Source organism: Chitinophaga silvisoli (genome assembly GCF_003412465.1).
Lineage (GTDB): Bacteria > Bacteroidota > Bacteroidia > Chitinophagales > Chitinophagaceae > Chitinophaga > Chitinophaga silvisoli.
On the sequence record NZ_QTJV01000006.1, the window covers coordinates 130,062 to 150,218 of the forward strand.

General features: G+C 46.5%; 1 protein-coding gene. It reads right to left on the reverse strand.

Features of this window, described 5'->3' with window-relative positions:
- Positions 1 to 2: 2 nt before the first annotated feature.
- On the reverse strand, positions 3 to 20,156 hold the full coding sequence (locus DXN04_RS16225; RefSeq protein WP_116854433.1) for a non-ribosomal peptide synthetase: 20,154 nt from the start codon (positions 20,154 to 20,156) through the stop codon (positions 3 to 5).
- Position 20,157 lies beyond the last annotated feature (1 nt).

Genomic DNA, 20,157 nt, shown 5'->3' on the forward strand with positions numbered 1-20,157 from the left:
ACTCAAAGTTTGATGGTCACTCTGGCTTCATCTGTTGTGGATGCCATTTCCCTGGAGTTTTCCAACCAGATCTTTCGCTGTATGAGTTCTGAAAGACTTTTTATTTGTGGGCTCATAAAGAATTCCTGCAGGCTGACTTTTATTTTGAATTCAACTTTCAGTTTATTCAACATGACAGTTGCTTTCAGGCTATGACCACCGAGATCAAAGAAATTGTCTTTAATACCTATTGGATGACGCTGCAGTACTTGTTCCCAGAGGGCGACCAGCCTGGTTTCTGTTTCATTGCCTGCCGGTTCATAGACCTCGGCTGAATTCAGTTCCTGCCCGCCAGCACGTGATAGCGCCGCTTTGTCAAGTTTACCATTTAAGAGTAATGGCAGCTGCCCCAGGATCACATACTGTGAAGGGATCATAGGAGCCGGTAAACGAGCCGCCAGGTAAGCACGCAGGTCCTGCGCTACCAGTTCTTCTGTATAGGCTGCCCTCTCCTTTTCTATTACCAGGTAAGCCACCAGTTGTGTACGGCCGGCATCCAGCATTACGACAGCTTTGTCTATACCTTCATAATTTTCCAGGACCCGCTCTATTTCTGCTGGTTCTATACGATGGCCTCTTATCTTCACCTGCTCATCTCTGCGGCCGATGTATTCTATATTGCCATCCGGCAGCCAGCGGCCCAGGTCTCCTGTACGATACACCCGTTTTCCGGGAGCAAACGGTAATTGTACAAAACTTCCCGTTGTGAGCTCTTCCTGGTTAATGTAGCCACGACATGTGCCAGCCCCTGTGGTGTAGATCTCTCCTACCACACCGATACCACACAAGTCGCCATAAGCAGAAAGGATATAATGAGACATGTTCTGAATCGGCTTGCCGACAAGGACCTTGTCATGCTGACTATTACGGGGTATGATATAACTGGTAGTGACATCTGAGGATTCCGTTTGACCATAGGTATTCATAATAGTCAAACCTTCATTGCTACCGTAACATCTCTCTACAAAATGAGGACTGAGTTTTTCTCCTGTGAGGATTAATATTTCGAGCGCACCAGCATCAAGGGTACCTTCATTAGAAAGATGCTCATTTAATTGTGATGGAATAATTTCCAGGATACGACAGGCGTTTGCCTGCGCAGTGGAGAGTAATTCTTCCATGTTTGTCAGCGTATCCTTATCACAGAGTATGACACGGCCACCAGTTATTAACGGTGCCCAGAGTTGCCAGATGCCGCCTACAAAATGAAGTGCAGAAGTATGACAAATAACATCTGTTGCTGTCAGGGAAAGGTCATTGATCTTGCTATATAAATGATTGATCACACCGCGGTGTTCCAGCATACAGCCTTTAGGCTGGCCGGTAGAACCGGAGGTATAGATAACGTAGCAAAGGCAGGAAGGATCATGATGCGCAACTAAATTTGTGACCGCATAAGCATGCTGCTCATTTACAAATGAAGCCCAAAATGGTTCGTCAATTACGACCTTACATTTCCCTTCTTCAAACATATAGTCAATGCGGTCCGCAGGATATTCCGGATCTACAGGCAAACATCCTGCACCTGTTTTAAGGATGGCGAGCATCGCTATTACAATACGTTCATCGCGGGTGAGGCGGATACCTACAAGGTCTTCTCCACTTACTACTGCATGCTGCTGTAAGTAATGACCCAGGCGATTGGCCTGTTCGTTCAGCTCACTATAAGTAAAACGCTTAGGACCACATTCCAGGGCAATCTGATCCGGTGTTTGCAGGACCTGCGTTTCCCATAGTTCTGTCAGTGTCTGGGAAGAAGGATAATCACGCGCTGTCGCATTGAATGTCTTCAGTAACTGATGTCTTTCACGCTCATCAAAATAAGCCAGTGCATTGATGGCAGTATCCGGGTTTGCCACCGCAGCTGCCAGCAGCGTAGTAAAGTGATCCGTCATGCGTAATGCCGTATCACGGTGATAGATATCAGTGTTATAATCGAGATGAAGATGGAGGCCTTCGGCAGTTTCTGCGAAAGTGAAGACCAGGTCAAATATGCTCAATCGGTTCTCTCCTTCTTTGTAAGGACTCACCTGGAGCTTACCGGGTATTGGGGCCTGCTCATCCACACTTGTATTCTGCAATACCAGCATTACGTCGAACAATGGGCTACGACTCAGATCACGGCTCAGGTTTAACTGCTCCACCAGTTCGTCGAATGGATAGGATTGGTGTTCATATCCCTTCAGGGTTACATCGCTTACTTTCTCCAGGAGTTCTTTGTAAGTACCGGTGCCATTGAAGCGGGTACGGAAAGCCAGGGTATTTACATAGAAACCAATCTGGTCTTCCAGGTCAGCATGTTCCCTGCCGGCGACAGCACCACCGATGATGATATCTTCCTGACCGGTATAACGGTATAATAACGCGTTTACTGCAGACAACAGGCCCATGAACATCGTACGGCCCTGACCGCGTAATAATGCATCGAAACGGGCTACCAGGGAAGGGTCAATCGCTCTATCTATACTGGCACCATTATAGGTTTTAATGGCCGGACGGGGATGATCGCCTATCAGGTCAAGAACAGGGAGGCGATCGCCGAATTGCTCCAGCCAATAAGCACGGTGTTCCTGCATTATAGCGCTTTCTGATTGCTCCTGCTGCCAGGCGGCGTAGTCTTTATATTGAATGCGTAAAGGACTGCGATCCGACTTAATACCTGATGTATGTACATGGTAGCGATCTATGAGCTCACGGATCAGGATGCCCATGGACCAGCCATCACTGATGATGTGATGCATGACATAACTGAAAACCCATTGACTTTCGCTGGTACGATAAAGGCTGGCCCGTAACAGGGGACCTTTGTAAAGATCAAATGGGCGCTGCAGGTCTTGCTGCACAAGGTCTTTTACATCTTCGGCTTCCAATTGCTCATGGATGTATATTTTAAATCCGTTTACAGGCAATACCACCTGCCGTACCTCGCCCGCTGTGTTTTCACGGAATACAGTACGTAGTATTTCGTGACGGGACAGTAGTTCTTCAAAGCTTTTTTGCAGGGAGCTTACATCCAGGTCACCCTCAAACAGATATACCCTGGAAATACTGTAGGCGATGTTTCCTCCTTCAAACTGGCTTAATATATAGAGGCGATTCTGGGAAGAGGAAAGCGGATAGTCTGCCTGTTCAGGGATGACAGGGATAGCATTGAAGCTGGTACGTACTGAAGCCGCAATCCATGCTGCCTGGTCGGATAATACCGGTAAACGGAAGATGTCTTTCAGTAAGATCTTTACTTCGAAGGTCTTGTAGATCTGGCTGATGAGGCGCGTTGCTTTTAAACTATGACCACCCAGGTCAAAGAAATTGTCTTTGATTCCAATAGGCTGGCGCTGGAGTATTTGTTCCCAGAGGGCGATGAGTTTGGATTCCGTTTCATTGGTAGGCGCTTCGTATACATCGGCGGTGTCCAGTTCCTGTCCGCCAAGGCGTAGCAGGGCAGCTTTATCAAGTTTGCCATTCAACAACAAGGGCAGCTGGTCCAATACCACATAACGGGAAGGAACCATGGGTGAAGGTAAACGGGATGCCAGGTAAGCACGCAGCGCTGATGCCGACAGGTCATCTGAATGACTTATGATGTAAGCAACCAGCTGTCCGCCATCCAGCAATACCACCGCTTTCTCTACACCTGCATATGTCTCCAGCACGCGCTCTATTTCTGCAGGTTCGATGCGGTGACCTCTTATCTTCACCTGCTCATCCCTGCGACCGATGTATTCTATATTGCCATCTGCTAACCATCTGCCCAGGTCACCGGTACGATATACCCTCTTTCCTGGCGCATATGGTAATTGTACAAAGCTTTTTGCTGTTAACCCTTCCTGGTTAATATATCCTCGGCAGGTGCCAGCACCGGTTGTAAAGATCTCTCCTACCACACCGATACCACACAACTCACCATCTGAAGACAGAATATAATGAGACATGTTCTGTATCGGCTTGCCGACAAGGACCTTGTCATGCTGACTGTCACGTGGAATGATATAACTGGTGGTGACATCAGAGGATTCTGTCTGACCATAGGTATTCATAATAGTCAGCCCTTCATTGCTGCCATAACATTTCTCTACAAAATGGGGGGTCAGTTTTTCTCCTGTCAGGATGAGTATTTCAATAGCTCCGGCATCAAAGCTGCCTTCCTGGGCCAGGTACTCGTTCAACTGGGATGGTATGATTTCAAGGATACGGCTGCCGCTTGCATGAGCGGTAGCCAGCAGCGCATCCATATTGGTCAGCGTATCCTTGTCACAGAGGACCACACGACCTCCTGTCACTAATGGTGCCCACAGTTGCCAGATACCACCTACAAAATGAAGTGCAGATGTATGGCAGATGACATCTGCGGATGTCAATGAAAGATCATTGATCTTGCTGTATAAATGATTGATCACACCACGGTGTTCCAGCATACAACCTTTCGGCTGACCCGTAGAACCAGAGGTGTAAATGATATAACAAAGAGCAGATGGATCAGCAGCGATCATTAAATCTGTAGCAGTATAAGCAGCCTGCTCTTGCACAAAGGAAGTCCAGAAGGCTTCATCAATTACCACCTTACACTGTCCTGCTTCAAACATATAAGCGATCCGCTCCGCAGGATATTCCGGATCAACAGGTACACACCCTGCACCCGCTTTCAGCACACCCAGCATAGCCACTACAATCCGTTCATCGCGGGGCAATTGAATACCTACCAGCTCAGTTTCACTCAGGCCATATTTCTCCCGCAGATAATTTCCTAAACGATTGGCCTGACTGTTCAGTTCATCGTAAGTAAAACTGCGGCCCACACATTCCAGCGCTACACTATCAGGTGTCTTACTCACCTGTTCTTCCCAGAGGGCAGTCAGGGTATGAGAAGATGGATAATCACGTGTTGTTGCATTGAAGGATTCTAATAACCGGACGCGTTCAGCGTCTTCAATATAATTGAGCTTATTCAGCGAAATATCCGGGTTGGAAACGGCGGCCCCCAGCAATGTTCTAAAATGATCCGCCATACGCAATGCCGTATCACGGTTAAAAATATCGCTGTTATAATCAAGATGCAGACGCAAGCCATCCCCTGTCTCTACAAATGTAAACACCAGATCAAATTTACTTACAGATCCCTCCTCTTCATCATACGCCTCCAAAGACAAACCAGTAAGCTCACCAATACCTTTAATCGTATTCACCTCATTATTCTGTAAAATGAGCATGACATCAAACAGCGGGTTCCTGCTCAAGTCACGGGGCAGGTCCAGTTCTTCTACCAAAGTATCAAATGGATAAGACTGGTGTTCATACCCCTTCAGCGTCACATCCTGCACCTTCGATAACAGGTCTTTGTAACTACCAGCACCATCGAAACGGGTACGGAATGCCAGGGTATTTACATAAAAACCTATCTGGTCTTCCAGGTCTGCATGTTCCCTGCCGGCTACAGCACCGCCGATGATAATGTCGTCCTGACCGGTATACCTATATAATAAAGCATTTACTGCTGACAATAAACCCATGAACAGGGTACTATCCTGCCTGCGTAATAAGGCGTTCAGGCGGGTAGTTAAGGATGCTTCAAACAAAACATCCACACTTCCCCCATTATACGTCTTAAGGGCCGGCCGTGCATGATCGCCTGGCAGGTCGAGAACAGGAAGACGATCGCCGAACTGCTCCAGCCAGTAAGCACGGTGTTCTTTCATTGCATCGCTTCCTGATTGCTCCTGCTGCCACACTGCATAATCTTTATATTGTACACGCAAAGGTGTGCGGGATATATCAATACCTGATACATGGATCTGGTAACGATCCATCAATTCACGGATCAATATGCCCAGGGACCAGCCATCACTGATGATGTGGTGCATGACATAACTGAGGACCCATTCATTTTCTTTCGTATGATAAAGACTGGCGCGTAATAAAGGTCCGCTGGACAGATCGAATGGACGTATATATTCCTCTTTAAATCCTTCAAGCCCCTCATGTATTTCAATCTTAAACCCAATTGCATCTACAGGCAATACTACCTGTCGCACATCCCCATCCGCATTTTCCCTGAACACCGTTCGCAATATCTCATGCCGCGCTATCAACTCTCTGAAGCTCTGTTGCAATGCAATTAAATCAAGGTCCCCTTTCAGCACACAGCTACCCGGAATATTATAAGCCGCACTACCCTCTTCAAACTGCCCTAATACCCACAAGCGACGTTGTGCTGACGACAAGGGATAATCCTCAGCAATGGCTGCCACCGGTACATGCGCAAAAGCCGTCTGTACCGCTCCTGCAATCCAGGTTGCCTGACTCTCCAGCACGGGATGCGTGAATACTTCCTTCAGGGCCATCTTTACATTGAACAATTTAGATATCTGCCCGGTCAAACGTGTTGCCTTCAGACTGTGACCACCCAGGTCAAAGAAGTTATCCTTCACACTTATGCCGGTACGGCCTAACACCTCTTCCCATACTGACAACAACTGTGACTCGATCGGATTCCGTGGCGCTATATATTCAACACCTGTACTCAGCTCAGCTGCCTCCGGATCAGGCAGGGCTTTCCTGTCCACTTTCCCATTCGATGTTAATGGAATATGATCCAGCTGTATAAAATGCTCCGGTATCATATAAGCCGGCAAATGAACAGCCAATTCCTGTCTTAATACGGCCACATTCAGCAAACCACGACTCACTATATACGCAATGAGTGCCACTTCATCATGGCTGTCCTTTTTCGTAATTACAATCGCATCTGAAATACCTTCCTGCTTTCTCAGTACATTCTCAATTTCACCCGGTTCCACACGGTAGCCACGCACCTTCACCTGCTGATCCATCCTGCCACCATACTCCATTTCACCATTCTCCAACAGTCGCACTCTATCTCCCGACCTGTATAAGCGGTCCTCATGTGCCAGCAAACCGGGGATAAATCTTTGTCGTGTCAGCTCTTCCCGGTTTAGGTATCCCCTCGATAAACCATCACCTCCTACATACAATTCGCCCCAGATGCCAACAGGCTGCAAGCGCTGCTGCGCATCCAACACATAACCCCTGAGTGTCGGTATCGGCTTACCAATATTGCTGATATCATTTTTAATTTCTTCCTCACCTATTTCCTTGTAGGTCACATGCACCGTGGTTTCCGTGATACCATACATGTTGATGAGCTTTGTATCCGGATACCTTTCTTTCCAGGAAGCCAGTTTTCCCGGACTCAAAGCCTCTCCGCCAAAGATCACATGGCGGATCCTGAGCATCCTGCCGGGTACCTCCGCTTCTGCCTTTATCAGGTTATAAAAAGAGGAAGGTGTTTGATTCAGGATTGTTACCTGTTCTTTCTGTAACAATGTCACGAATGCATGAGCGTCTTTTGCCACCATCACCGGCACCATGACCAGCTTTCCGCCAAAGAGCAAGGCACCATACATTTCCCATACGGAAAAATCGAAGCAATAAGAATGGAACATCGTCCACACATCATCAGATGTAAATTTAAACAGCGGACGATCAGTAATAAATAACCTTACTACATTCCTATGTTCGATTAAGGTACCTTTTGGCTTACCAGTGGTACCGGAGGTATAAATTACATAAGCGAGGTCTCCGGGCCGGTTCACGGCATGAGGATTACTGGTCTGGTATTGTACCGCCTCTGCATTAAATAGTTCGAGTTCTGCTGCATCGATGACGATTCTGCACTGGCTGTCATTCCTGATATAGTCTATACGCTCCTGTGGGTAAGCCGGATCAATCGGCACGTATGCCCCACCGGCCTTCAGAATACCCAGTAATGCGATGATCATCCACTCATCCCGGTCTAGTTGTACGCCAATCAGGTCATCTCTGCGAATATTGTATTTACTCTTAAGGTAATGGGCCAACTGGTTTGCAAGGCTATTTAATTCCCTGTAATTAACAGAACGCTCTCCTGCTATTACAGCAATGTTGTCCGGTGTCCGCGCTACCTGTTCTTCAAACAAAGTGACAATGGTTTTATCATGCGGATAGGATACTGGTGCCTGATCTAATTGCAGCAATTCGTTTTCCTCCGCTTCACTCAGATAATTGATCTGGTCAATCGGCAGATCCAAATCGTCCGCCACACAATTCACGATGGCAGCGTAGTGCTGCAATAAGCGCGTGACGGTAGTATGTTTGAAATACTTTTTATTATAGGTGAGGTGTAACCTAAAGCCATCGTTATGGGTGATCAATAAATTGAGGTCATACTTCCCGTTTCCGTAGTTCGTTTCAATCACATTATCCTGCCCTTCTTCATAATGGATCATAATATCGAAGAGGGCGGTACGGCTCATATCCTTTCCCGGGTTTACACTCAGCACTACTTTCTCAAAAGGAACGACTGCGGCATGTACACTGTTTGTATAATCAGTACTAACCTGGCTAAGCAGCTCACTAAACCTGATATTGGAAGGTACTTCATTTCTGAGTGTAAGCAGGTTCGCTATCGGGCCTACGATTGACTGCAGGGCGGCATGTTCCCGGTTTTCATACAATGTACCGATCACGATGTCTTCACTGCCCGTATACTTGCTTAACAATACATTGAATGCACTCAGCAGGAGCATATAAGCAGGACTACCGCTACTTGTAACCTTGCGGGAGGTATCTGCTGCTAAGGTTAGTTCACAGAAACCGGCCTCGTAGATATGGATATGTTCCCTGCGGACATCTGTATCAAGCAGCAGTACCGGGGCATGCAGAAGTTTCTTTTTCCAGTAAAAATTATACTCTTCCAGATCCCTGTCTGTAAGGACATTCTGCCATAAGGTATAATCAGCGTATTGGAGTCCATCGTTTACCACAGGTGCTTGCTGCATAATTTCATCAGCCAGCATTCTCAGTGATGCTCTGTCAGCTATCAGCGATTGAGCAACGATGACGAACAATGATGTACCTTCTTCTTTACTAACCAATGCAAAACGAAACAAGGGACCATTCTTTATATCAAATGGTTTGTTAATGATGTCCAGCAACTCATTGTCCTCTTTTACCTGATACTGCTCCACCCCTTCGAAAAGGGTATCATTCAATACCTGGAAAGGCTCATTATTTTCCACTTCAATGAGTGTTCCTAATACCGGATGAGCAGCAAGTACATGCCGGATTTGCTTATTCAACAATTCAACATCAGGACTTGCCGGCAACTTAACAATCAAAGGTAAATTGTGATAGAGCGGACTACTCTCATATAAGAATCCTTTCTCAAACTGCTCAATGAACCAGATTCTTTTTTGATGTTCAGTACAGTTAATCCGCGCATCAGCTGTTTCTCTCCTTTTCAAAACCGGTAAATCCTTATGCATACTGATACCAGTAAGCTGGTCAATAGTCAGGTCAGAATGATTAGAAATAGCGACCAGTATTTTTTCCAGGCGCTCCCCAATCAGTTCAACCGTGTCCCTGTAGAACAGGGTTGTATTGTATTCTATATTGATATCTAATTCATCACCTTTTTCAGTAAAGTAAAAAGTGATATCGTATTTGCTTACTACATGCTCCCCACCGCTATACTTTTTGATATTCACGCCTTCCATGTTATAACCGTTCTCCTGTATTTTATCGAAGTTTTGTAGCAGGAGCATGGCATCAAAGAGGACATTGCGGGAAGGGTCCTGTTTAATGTGAAGATTGTTGACCAGTTCATCGAAAGGATACAACTGGTATTCATAGGCATCAAGCGTCAGTGATTTAATATGATCAAAGTAGGTATGGAAATGATCAGAGCCTTTGATAGCTGTTCTTAATGCCAACGTGTTGATATAAAAACCAATCTGATCTTCCAGATCCTGGTGTTCCCTGCCGGCTATGGGAGTACCGACTATCAGGTCTTCCTGACCGGTATAAGAGTATAATAAAAGATTAACTGCCGCCAGTAAACCCATGAATAAAGTACCTTCTTCTTTTTTGCAAAAGGTATTCAACCGCTCTGTGATCTCAGCATTGATGCGGCGGTTTACCAGTCTGCCATGATGGGTAATGACAGCAGGACGTGGTTGATCATATGGGAAATGCAGTACAGGTAAAGGGGACCTTAACTGTTGCAGCCAGTAGTTTTTATGCTTTTCAAATTTGCCTGTTATAAGCTGGTTTTGCTGCCAGGAAGAATAATCTTTGTACTGGATGCGTAAAGGCACCAGGGGGCTTGCCTCGCCCTTTACATTTGCATTGTACAACAGGAGCAATTCATTGATCAGGATATTCATAGACCATCCATCACTGATGATATGATGAACCATGTAGAAGAAGATCCACTGATTGGCTGCGACCTGGAACAAGGCTGCATATACAAGCGGTCCATGAACCAGGTTAAAAGGTCGTACCATGGATTCCTGCATCAGCACCGCCGCTGCGGATGCAGGACTTGCTTCATCTTGCAGATTGTACAATGTTATTTTACAATCCAGTGCTGATAATGGTTTGATCTGTTGCCTGATTTCACCATCATCATTCTGGATGAATACCGTTCTTAAGATTTCGTGGCGTTCCAGTAAGGACGCAAAAGATGATTGCAGGATGTCCGTATCGAGGTTCCCTTCGAACAGACAGGTATCAGAAATATTAAAGGTAATATTAATTGTCTCCTGTTGACTCAGTACCCAAAGACGGTGCTGGGATGAGGACAAGGTGTAATCAGTCTGTGCAGGAATAACCGGGATTTCCGTAAAGCTGGTGTGCACAGATTTAGCAATCCATGCTGCCTGGTCGGATAATACCGGTAAACGGAAAATGTCTTTCAGTAAGACCTTTACTTCGAAGGTCTTGTAGATCTGGCTGATGAGGCGTGTTGCTTTTAAACTATGACCACCCAGGTCAAAAAAATTGTCTTTGATTCCAATAGGCTGGCGCTGGAGTATTTGTTCCCAGAGGGCGATGAGTTTGGATTCTGTTTCATTGGTTGGCGCTTCGTATACATCGGCGGTGTCCAGTTCCTGTCCGCCCAGGCGTAGCAGGGCAGCTTTATCAAGTTTGCCATTCAACAACAAGGGCAGCTGATCCAATACCACATAACGGGAAGGAACCATGGGTAAAGGTAAACGGGATGCCAGGTAAGCACGCAGCGCTGATGCCGACAGGTCATCTGAATGACTTATGATGTAAGCAACCAGCTGTCCGCCATCCAGCAATACCACCGCTTTCTCTACACCTGCATACGTCTCCAGCACGCGCTCTATTTCTGCAGGTTCGATGCGGTGACCTCTTATCTTCACCTGCTCATCCCTGCGACCGATGTATTCTATATTGCCATCTGCTAACCATCTGCCCAGGTCACCGGTACGATATACCCTCTTTCCTGGCGCATATGGTAATTGTACAAAGCTTTTTGCTGTTAACCCTTCCTGGTTAATATATCCTCGGCAGGTGCCAGCACCGGTTGTAAAGATCTCTCCTACCACACCGATACCACACAACTCACCATCTGAAGACAGAATATAATGAGACATGTTCTGTATCGGCTTGCCGACAAGGACCTTGTCATGCTGACTGTCACGTGGAATGATATAACTGGTGGTGACATCAGAGGATTCTGTCTGACCATAGGTATTCATAATAGTCAGCCCTTCATTGCTGCCATAACATTTCTCTACAAAATGGGGGGTCAGTTTTTCTCCTGTCAGGATGAGTATTTCAATAGCTCCGGCATCAAAGCTGCCTTCCTGGGCCAGGTACTCGTTCAACTGGGATGGTATGATTTCAAGGATACGGCTGCCGCTTGCATGAGCGGTAGCCAGCAGCGCATCCATATTGGTCAGCGTATCCTTGTCACAGAGGACCACACGACCTCCTGTCACTAATGGTGCCCACAGTTGCCAGATACCACCTACAAAATGAAGTGCAGATGTATGGCAGATGACATCTGCGGATGTCAATGAAAGATCATTGATCTTGCTGTATAAATGATTGATCACACCACGGTGTTCCAGCATACAACCTTTCGGCTGACCCGTAGAACCAGAGGTGTAAATGATATAACAAAGAGCAGATGGATCAGCAGCGATCATTAAATCTGTAGCAGTATAAGCAGCCTGCTCTTGCACAAAGGAAGTCCAGAAGGCTTCATCAATTACCACCTTACACTGTCCTGCTTCAAACATATAAGCGATCCGCTCCGCAGGATATTCCGGATCAACAGGTACACACCCTGCACCCGCTTTCAGCACACCCAGCATAGCCACTACAATCCGTTCATCGCGGGGCAATTGAATACCTACCAGCTCAGTTTCACTCAGGCCATATTTCTCCCGCAGATAATTTCCTAAACGATTGGCCTGACTGTTCAGTTCATCGTAAGTAAAACTGCGGCCCACACATTCCAGCGCTACACTATCAGGTGTCTTACTCACCTGTTCTTCCCAGAGGGCAGTCAGGGTATGAGAAGATGGATAATCACGTGTTGTTGCATTGAAGGATTCTAATAACCGGACGCGTTCAGCGTCTTCAATATAATTGAGCTTATTCAGCGAAATATCCGGGTTGGAAACGGCGGCCCCCAGCAATGTTCTAAAATGATCCGCCATACGCAATGCCGTATCACGGTTAAAAATATCGCTGTTATAATCAAGATGCAGACGCAAGCCATCCCCTGTCTCTACAAATGTAAACACCAGATCAAATTTACTGGAACTACCGCTCCATTCCTCACTACTTATCTGCAACCCTGCAAATGAGCCATCCAATACCGTGCGCTCATTATTCTGCAAAATGAGCATGACATCAAACAGCGGGTTCCTGCTCAAATCACGGGGCAGGTCCAGTTCTTCTACCAAAGTATCAAATGGATAAGACTGGTGTTCATAGCCCTTCAGCGTCACATCCTGCACCATCGATAACAGGTCTTTGTAACTACCCTCACCATCGAAACGGGTACGGAATGCCAGGGTATTTACATAGAAACCTATCTGGTCTTCCAGGTCTGCATGTTCCCTGCCAGCTACAGCACCGCCGATGATAATGTCGTCCTGACCAGTATACCTGTATAATAAAGCATTTACTGCTGACAATAAACCCATGAACAGGGTACTATCCTGCCTGCGTAATAAAGCGTTCAGGCGGGTAGTTAAAGATGCTTCAAACAAAACATCCACACTTCCCCCATTATAGGTCTTAACAGCTGGCCGTGCGTGATCGCCCATCAGATCCAGTACTGGCAAACGACCTCCCAACTGCTCCAGCCAGTAAGCCTGGTGTTCCTTCATAAAGGTCGTTTCCAGCTGATTCTGCTGCCAAACGGCGTAATCCTTATATTGTACACGCAAAGGTGCGCGATCTGTGCTTAAACCGCCTGTATGGACCTGGTAACGATCCATCAATTCACGGATCAATATGCCCATGGACCAGCCATCACTGATGATGTGGTGCATGACATAACTGAAGACCCACTCATTCTCCTGAATATAATAAAGACTGGCACGTAACAAAGGTCCCCTGGATAGATCAAAAGCAGCCTTCTGCTCTCCTGCCAGCGCCGACCTTGAAAAAGAGTCATGAATTATTATCTCATAGCCGGGGGTATCTTTCGCAAGTACTACCTGTCGTACCTCTCCTGCCGTATTTTCTCTAAAGACGGTGCGCAGCACTTCATGTCTTTGAATCAACTCCACAAAGCTCCGTTGCAATGCTGCCACATCAAGCGCTCCTTTCAACACACAGGTACCAGGAATATTATAAGCTGCACTTCCCTCTTCAAATTGCCCCAGTACCCACAAGCGACGCTGTGCGGATGATAAGGGATAATCGTCCGAAACCGGTGCCAGGGGTACATGCGCAAATGCAGTCTGCACAGCCGCCCCTATCCAGCTTGCCTGGCTCTCCAGCACAGGATGTGTAAACACATCTTTCAACGACATTTTAACACTGAATAATTTAGCAACCTGCGCTGTCAATCTTGTCGCCTTCAGACTATGTCCGCCCAGGTCAAAAAAGTTATCTCTGACACTTATCCCTGTTCTTCCTAATACCTCTTCCCATACTGACAACAACAAGTTTTCCGTCTGGTTTCGGGGCGCTATATATTCCACACCTGTAGCCAGTCCAGCTACTTCCGGAGCAGGAAGTCCCTTTCTGTCCACCTTTCCATTTGGTGTTAATGGTAGTGCTGACAACTGCACATAATAAGCCGGTATCATATAAGCTGGCAAGCGCTCACTTAAATAAGAACGAAGTGATGATACTTCCGGTGGCTGCGTACTCACCAGGTAAGCCACCAGTTGTTTATCACCATCCGCCGCGGGAAGGGCTGTCACCACTACCGCTGAAAGACCAGGATATTGTTGCAATGCCTGTTCTATTTCGCCCAATTCAATCCGGTGCCCGCGCACCTTCACCTGGTCATCTATACGACCTATAAACTCTATATTTCCTTCCTGATTCCATCTGCCATAATCACCGGTTCTGAACATCAGGTACCCAGGCCGGAAAGGATCGGCCATAAACTTCTCCGCGGTCAGCGCAGGCCTGTTCAGGTAACCCATACTCACCCCATATCCGCCAATACAAATCTCACCAGCCACACCCACTGGTACCAGTTGTTGCTGCCCGTCAAGGATGTAAACGGTGCTATTACTTACAGGCTTTCCAACCGGCACTGTCGAAACTAAACTTCCATCCGCTTCATAAATAGTAGCAGATACCGTGGTCTCTGTAGGCCCATATTTATTGAAAAAAGAAACATTTTCATGAATGGTATCCAACAATGATGCAGGGCAAATATCACCTGCAGATACCACTCTTTTCAGAGTGCTAAGCGCAGAGAAATCAATCTGACTTAACAAGGCAGGCACAGCATGCACATGCGTGATCTGATGCTGTGCGATAAAATCCGTCAATTCAGCCCCCAATACTTTATCTGCAATAACTAAGGTCGCGCCCGATAATAAGGAAATGAAGATCTGCTCTACAGATGCATCAAATGCAAAATTGGCTAACTGTAATATTTTGTCTTCCTGGTGGAGGGAATAAGTGGCTGAAATAGCCTGCAGGTAGGATACCAATGATTGATGCTGCACCATTACTCCCTTGGGAGTACCTGTAGATCCGGAGGTATAAATTACATAAGCAAGGTCTGACAAACTATAGATCTGCTCCGGAATTGTCAAATTATATCTTTGCTGATCAGTGATGAACTGCTTCAACTCCTGTTCAGCAACCAATGCTTTACACTGACTATCCGAAACAATAAAATGAATACGATCCTGTGGGTATTCCGGATCAATAGGTACATATGCCGCACCCGCTTTCAGTACCCCCAATATCGCCACGACCACCCATTCACTGCGGGAAAGATGGATGCCTACCAGGTCACCATGGACCACCCCATGTTCTTCTTTTAGAAAATGAGCGAACTGATCAGACAATTCATTAAGCTGTTGATAGCTTAGAGATTTGTTGTCAAATACTATTGCTGTCTTGGCTGGAGAATTCTCCACACTGGCCAGGAACAGGTCTACTATTGTAAGATCATTCCTGTTAGCTTCCAGCCGAATATTCCCAGCTTCCAGCAATGCCGTTCTTTCACGGCTGCCGATATAATTTAACTGTTGGATAGGGACGGCCGGTGCTGCCACCAATGCCTGTAGCAATTGCATAAAATGATCTGCCAGGTGCGCGGCCATGACAGCACTAAAAACATCACTGTTGTAAATAAGCCGCAAACGCAGCCCTTCTGTTAACTCTGTAAAATTAAATAGCAGGTCGAATTTGCTGGAACCACCAGCGGATTCCTCAATATTTATATGGATTCCTGAAAATGAACCATCCAATACAGTACGCTCATTATTCTGAAGAATAAGCATGACATCAAATAGCGGACTACGACTCAAATCACGAGGCAGATCCAGTTGCTCAACCAGCTCATCGAACGGATAGGCCTGGTGCTCATACCCTCTCAGCGTTACATCATTCACCTTTTCCAACAGCTCAATAAAACTACCCCTACCTTCAAATCGTGTACGGAAAGCCAGCGTATTTACATAAAAACCAATCTGGTCTTCCAGGTCCGCATGCTCTCTACCTGCCACCGCACCCCCGATGATAATATCTTCCTGACCGGTATAGCGGTATAACAAAGCATTGACTGCTGACAACAAACCCATAAATAATGTACTACCCTGTCCCTGCAACAACGCATGCAAACGCTCCGTTACAGATGCGTCCAGTACCTTGTCAATATGACCGCCATTGTATGTTTTAATAGCAGGACGAGGCTGATCACCCACCAGGTCCAATACCGGCAGGTGGCCACTGAACTGATCCAACCAGTAAGCACGGTGCGCCTGCATCACTGCACTATCCAGCTGTTCCTGTTGCCACACTGCATAGTCTTTATATTGAATACGCAAAGCAGCGCGGTCTTTATCAGAACTACCTGTTACATGCACATGGTAGCGTTCCATCAGTTCACGGATCAGGATTCCCATAGACCAACCATCACTGATGATGTGATGCATAACATAACTGAATCTCCATTCAAGCTCATTGATGCGATGAAGACTGGCACGTAACAGCGGACCATTATACAGGTCAAAAACCTGCGCATCAGCCGGCGTAAGCACATCATCAATATTGATTGTTCCAACCGGCAACACGATCTGCCGCACTTCTCCTGCCGCATTCTCCCGGAATACTGTACGCAATATTTCGTGCCGTGCTACCAGGTCATCAAAACTTTGCCTCAATGCACGCACATCAAGTTCACCTCTCAGCACACAGCTAGCGGGAATTGTATAAGCCGCACTACCCTCTTCAAACTGCCCCAGTACCCACAAGCGGCGCTGTGCAGATGATAAGGGATAATCTTCCATGAGTGGTGCTACCGGCACATGCGCAAAATCTGTCTGCACTGCCGCCGCTATCCAGCTTGCCTGGTCCTCCAGCACAGGATGTGTAAACACCTCTTTCAACGCCATTTTTACGTTGAAATGTTTAGCAATCTGCCCGATCAGCCGGGTGGCTTTCAAACTATGCCCCCCCAGGTCGAAGAAGTTGTCTTTGACACTTATTCCTGTACGGCCTAATACCTCTTCCCATACTGAAATCAACAAGGTTTCCGTCTGGTTACGAGCTGCAATATATTCGACTCCTGTAGCCAGACCAGATGCATCCGGTGCCGGAAGTGCCTTTCTGTCTACCTTGCCATTTGATGTTAACGGAAGCGCATCTAACTGAACATAATAACCAGGTACCATGTAGGCTGGCAACAAATTGCCCAGATATGCACGAAGTGCTGCGATCTCAAGGTTTTGGTTGCTTACCACATAGGCTACCAGTTGCTTATCACCATCTGCCGAAGCAATGGCCGTTACAACCACATCTGTCAGACCAGGATATTGCTGCAGGGCCAGTTCTATTTCACTCAGTTCTATCCTGTATCCACGCACTTTCACCTGGTCGTCTATACGACCTATAAATTCTATATTTCCATCCCTGTTCCATCTGCCATGGTCACCCGTTCTGAAGATGCGGGAGCCGGGACGGAATGGATCTGCTATAAACTTTTCACCTGTCAGTAAAGGCGCATTCAAATAACCCAGACTGCCCCCGTCACCTCCCACACAGATTTCTCCGATCACCCCTGCGGGTACCAGTTGCTGTTGCGCATCAAGCACATAAACTGTACTATTACTTATAGGTTTGCCTAATGGAATACCACTTGCAGGATCATCCAGGTGGGCAGCCAGAGAGAAGGTAGTGTTTTCTGTAGGACCATAACCATTGATGATAACCATTTCAGGATAATGGGCCTTCAGCGAAATAATATGCGCAGGAGAGAGCTTATCCCCTCCTGCCAATAAAGTACGCAGACCTTTGAAAAGCGTAATATCAGTATCCACTAACTGGTTCAGCCAGCCAGCGGTAAACCACATAATGTTTACACGGTGCTTCGCGATTGTTGCTGCCAGCTGCACCGGGTCCAGCAGTGTATCCTGCGGGCACAGTACAAGTCTGCCGCCATTTAACAACATGCCCCAGTATTCAAAAGTAGTAGCATCGAAAGAAATAGCACCTGTAGATAAAAGTGTATCCTGTTCTGTCAGGGTAACATAGTTTGTATTTTTTACCAGGCGGGTGATGCCCTTCTGAGGAATCATTACACCCTTTGGTTTCCCGGTAGATCCGGAAGTATATAATATATAAGCCAGGTCATCTGCTTTGCCTACCGGCAAGGGATTCGCTGTACTATATTTCCCTTCCTTAAATTTCAGGATTACTGTTTCGTCTATCACCCGCTTACATCCGCTATCTGCAATAATGTAATCAATACGATCAGCAGGATACGATGCATCCACAGGCACATAAGCACCTCCCGACTTCAGCACAGCCAGTATTGAAATGATCAGCCACTCGCTTCGCTCCAGTTGAATTCCGACCCTATCCCCAGGTTGAATCTTCAGATAATCCGCCAGGGCATTCGCCTGACTATTCAACTCCCGGTAACTCAGCTCCCGCTCCTCAAATACGAGTGCAATATGATCGGGAGTCGCCGCTACCTGTTCTTCAAAAACGGGAATAACAGCAGGGGGATAATCTGTACGGGTATTATTATATGTTGAAATGAAAAGTTTCTTCTCTGATTCACTCAAATAGTCCAGCTGCCACAGGGGAGTAGCCGGTGCCAATGCAATAGCACGCATCAATCCAATAAGATGCTGCGCCATATGAGTGATTGTATCCGCAAAGTAAATATCACTGTTGTATTCTATCTCCAGCAGGAATGTATCCTCGTGCGGAGCAATCGTAAAGGTCAGGTCAAACTTACTACTATCGGAAGCCGGTTGCGGGTAAGGGGAAACCGCTAAGGTCCCTGCACCACCCTTCGATACCAGCTGTTCAAATTCCCCATCCCTGTATACTACCATTACATCAAACAATGGGTTCCTGCTAAGATCCCATTGCTGATGCAGGTTATTAATCAATTCATCAAACGGATAATCCTGGTGCGCAAATCCATCCAGCACATTTTGCCTGACAGCACCCAGCAAATCCATGAAATTATTTTTAGCATCCAGCTGTGTTCTCAATGCCAGTGTGTTCACATAAAAACCAATCTGCGACAACAATTCTTCATGCCGGCGACCCGCTACCGGACTTCCGGTAATGATATCACTTTGGCCTGTATAGCGATATAAAAGGGTCTTCACCACAGCTACTAATCCCATGTATACCGTCGCACCCGCCTGTTTACAAACCTCCTTAAAATCTCTACTTACATCTGCATCAATTTTCAAAGAAACAACACCTCCATTAAAGGTTCTGATCAGGGGTCTGGGTTGATCAGTTGCCAATGCCAGGATAGGCAGCGTGCCAGAAAATTGCTCCATCCAATAGTCCTTATCAGCAGCAACCGCATTGTTGCTGATCTGCTGCTCCTGCCATACTGCGTAATCCTTATACTGCACTGCCAGTGGCTCCAGTACAGGCTTCTCCTCTTTCACCAATGCCTGGTAGCATTGCAACAGTTCATTAATCAATACCACCATGGACCTTCCATCACTCACTATATGATGCATCACACATCCAAACACCCACTCTTTTTCTGCCGTACGATAGATGCCTGCTCTTAAAAGTGGCGGCTCTGCCAGTAAAAAATCTGTATGAATCAATTCATCCAACAGCACATCCAGCGTAGGCGCGCCGGTACGAGTCAGATCATAATATTCTATAAAAGAAGGAATATTCGCTGCTGCATGGATGACCTGTCTTACACTACCTTCACTATTCTCTACAAATCCTGTCCGCAGGATCTCATGTCGCTGAACAAGCAATTGAAAGGATGCTTCTATAGCTGGAATATTCAATTCACCTGTCAATTTATAAATTCCCGGCATATTATAGGCACGGCTTCCCTCCTGCTGCTGACTGAGTCCCCATAGCCGTCTTTGTCCGGATGACAATGGATAATCCGCCTGCTCCGCAGCCACAGGAATTACCTGCGTCAATTCCTCTCCTGCATTATCAGTCAGAAAACGGATCAGCTCCGCCTTATGCTCCCTGATTGCAGCCAGCAAAAGTGGATCTATATTATTATTAGAGAAAACATTCAGCTTACCATCCACTACGTCTATCAGAATATTATTTTCTCTGATATCTTTTAATAGCTTTTTCATA

Coding starts and splice junctions, on each gene's coding strand:
- DXN04_RS16225 (WP_116854433.1), bottom strand. CDS start 20,156: ATGAAAAAGCTATTAAAAGATATCAGAGAAAATAATATTCTGATAGAC.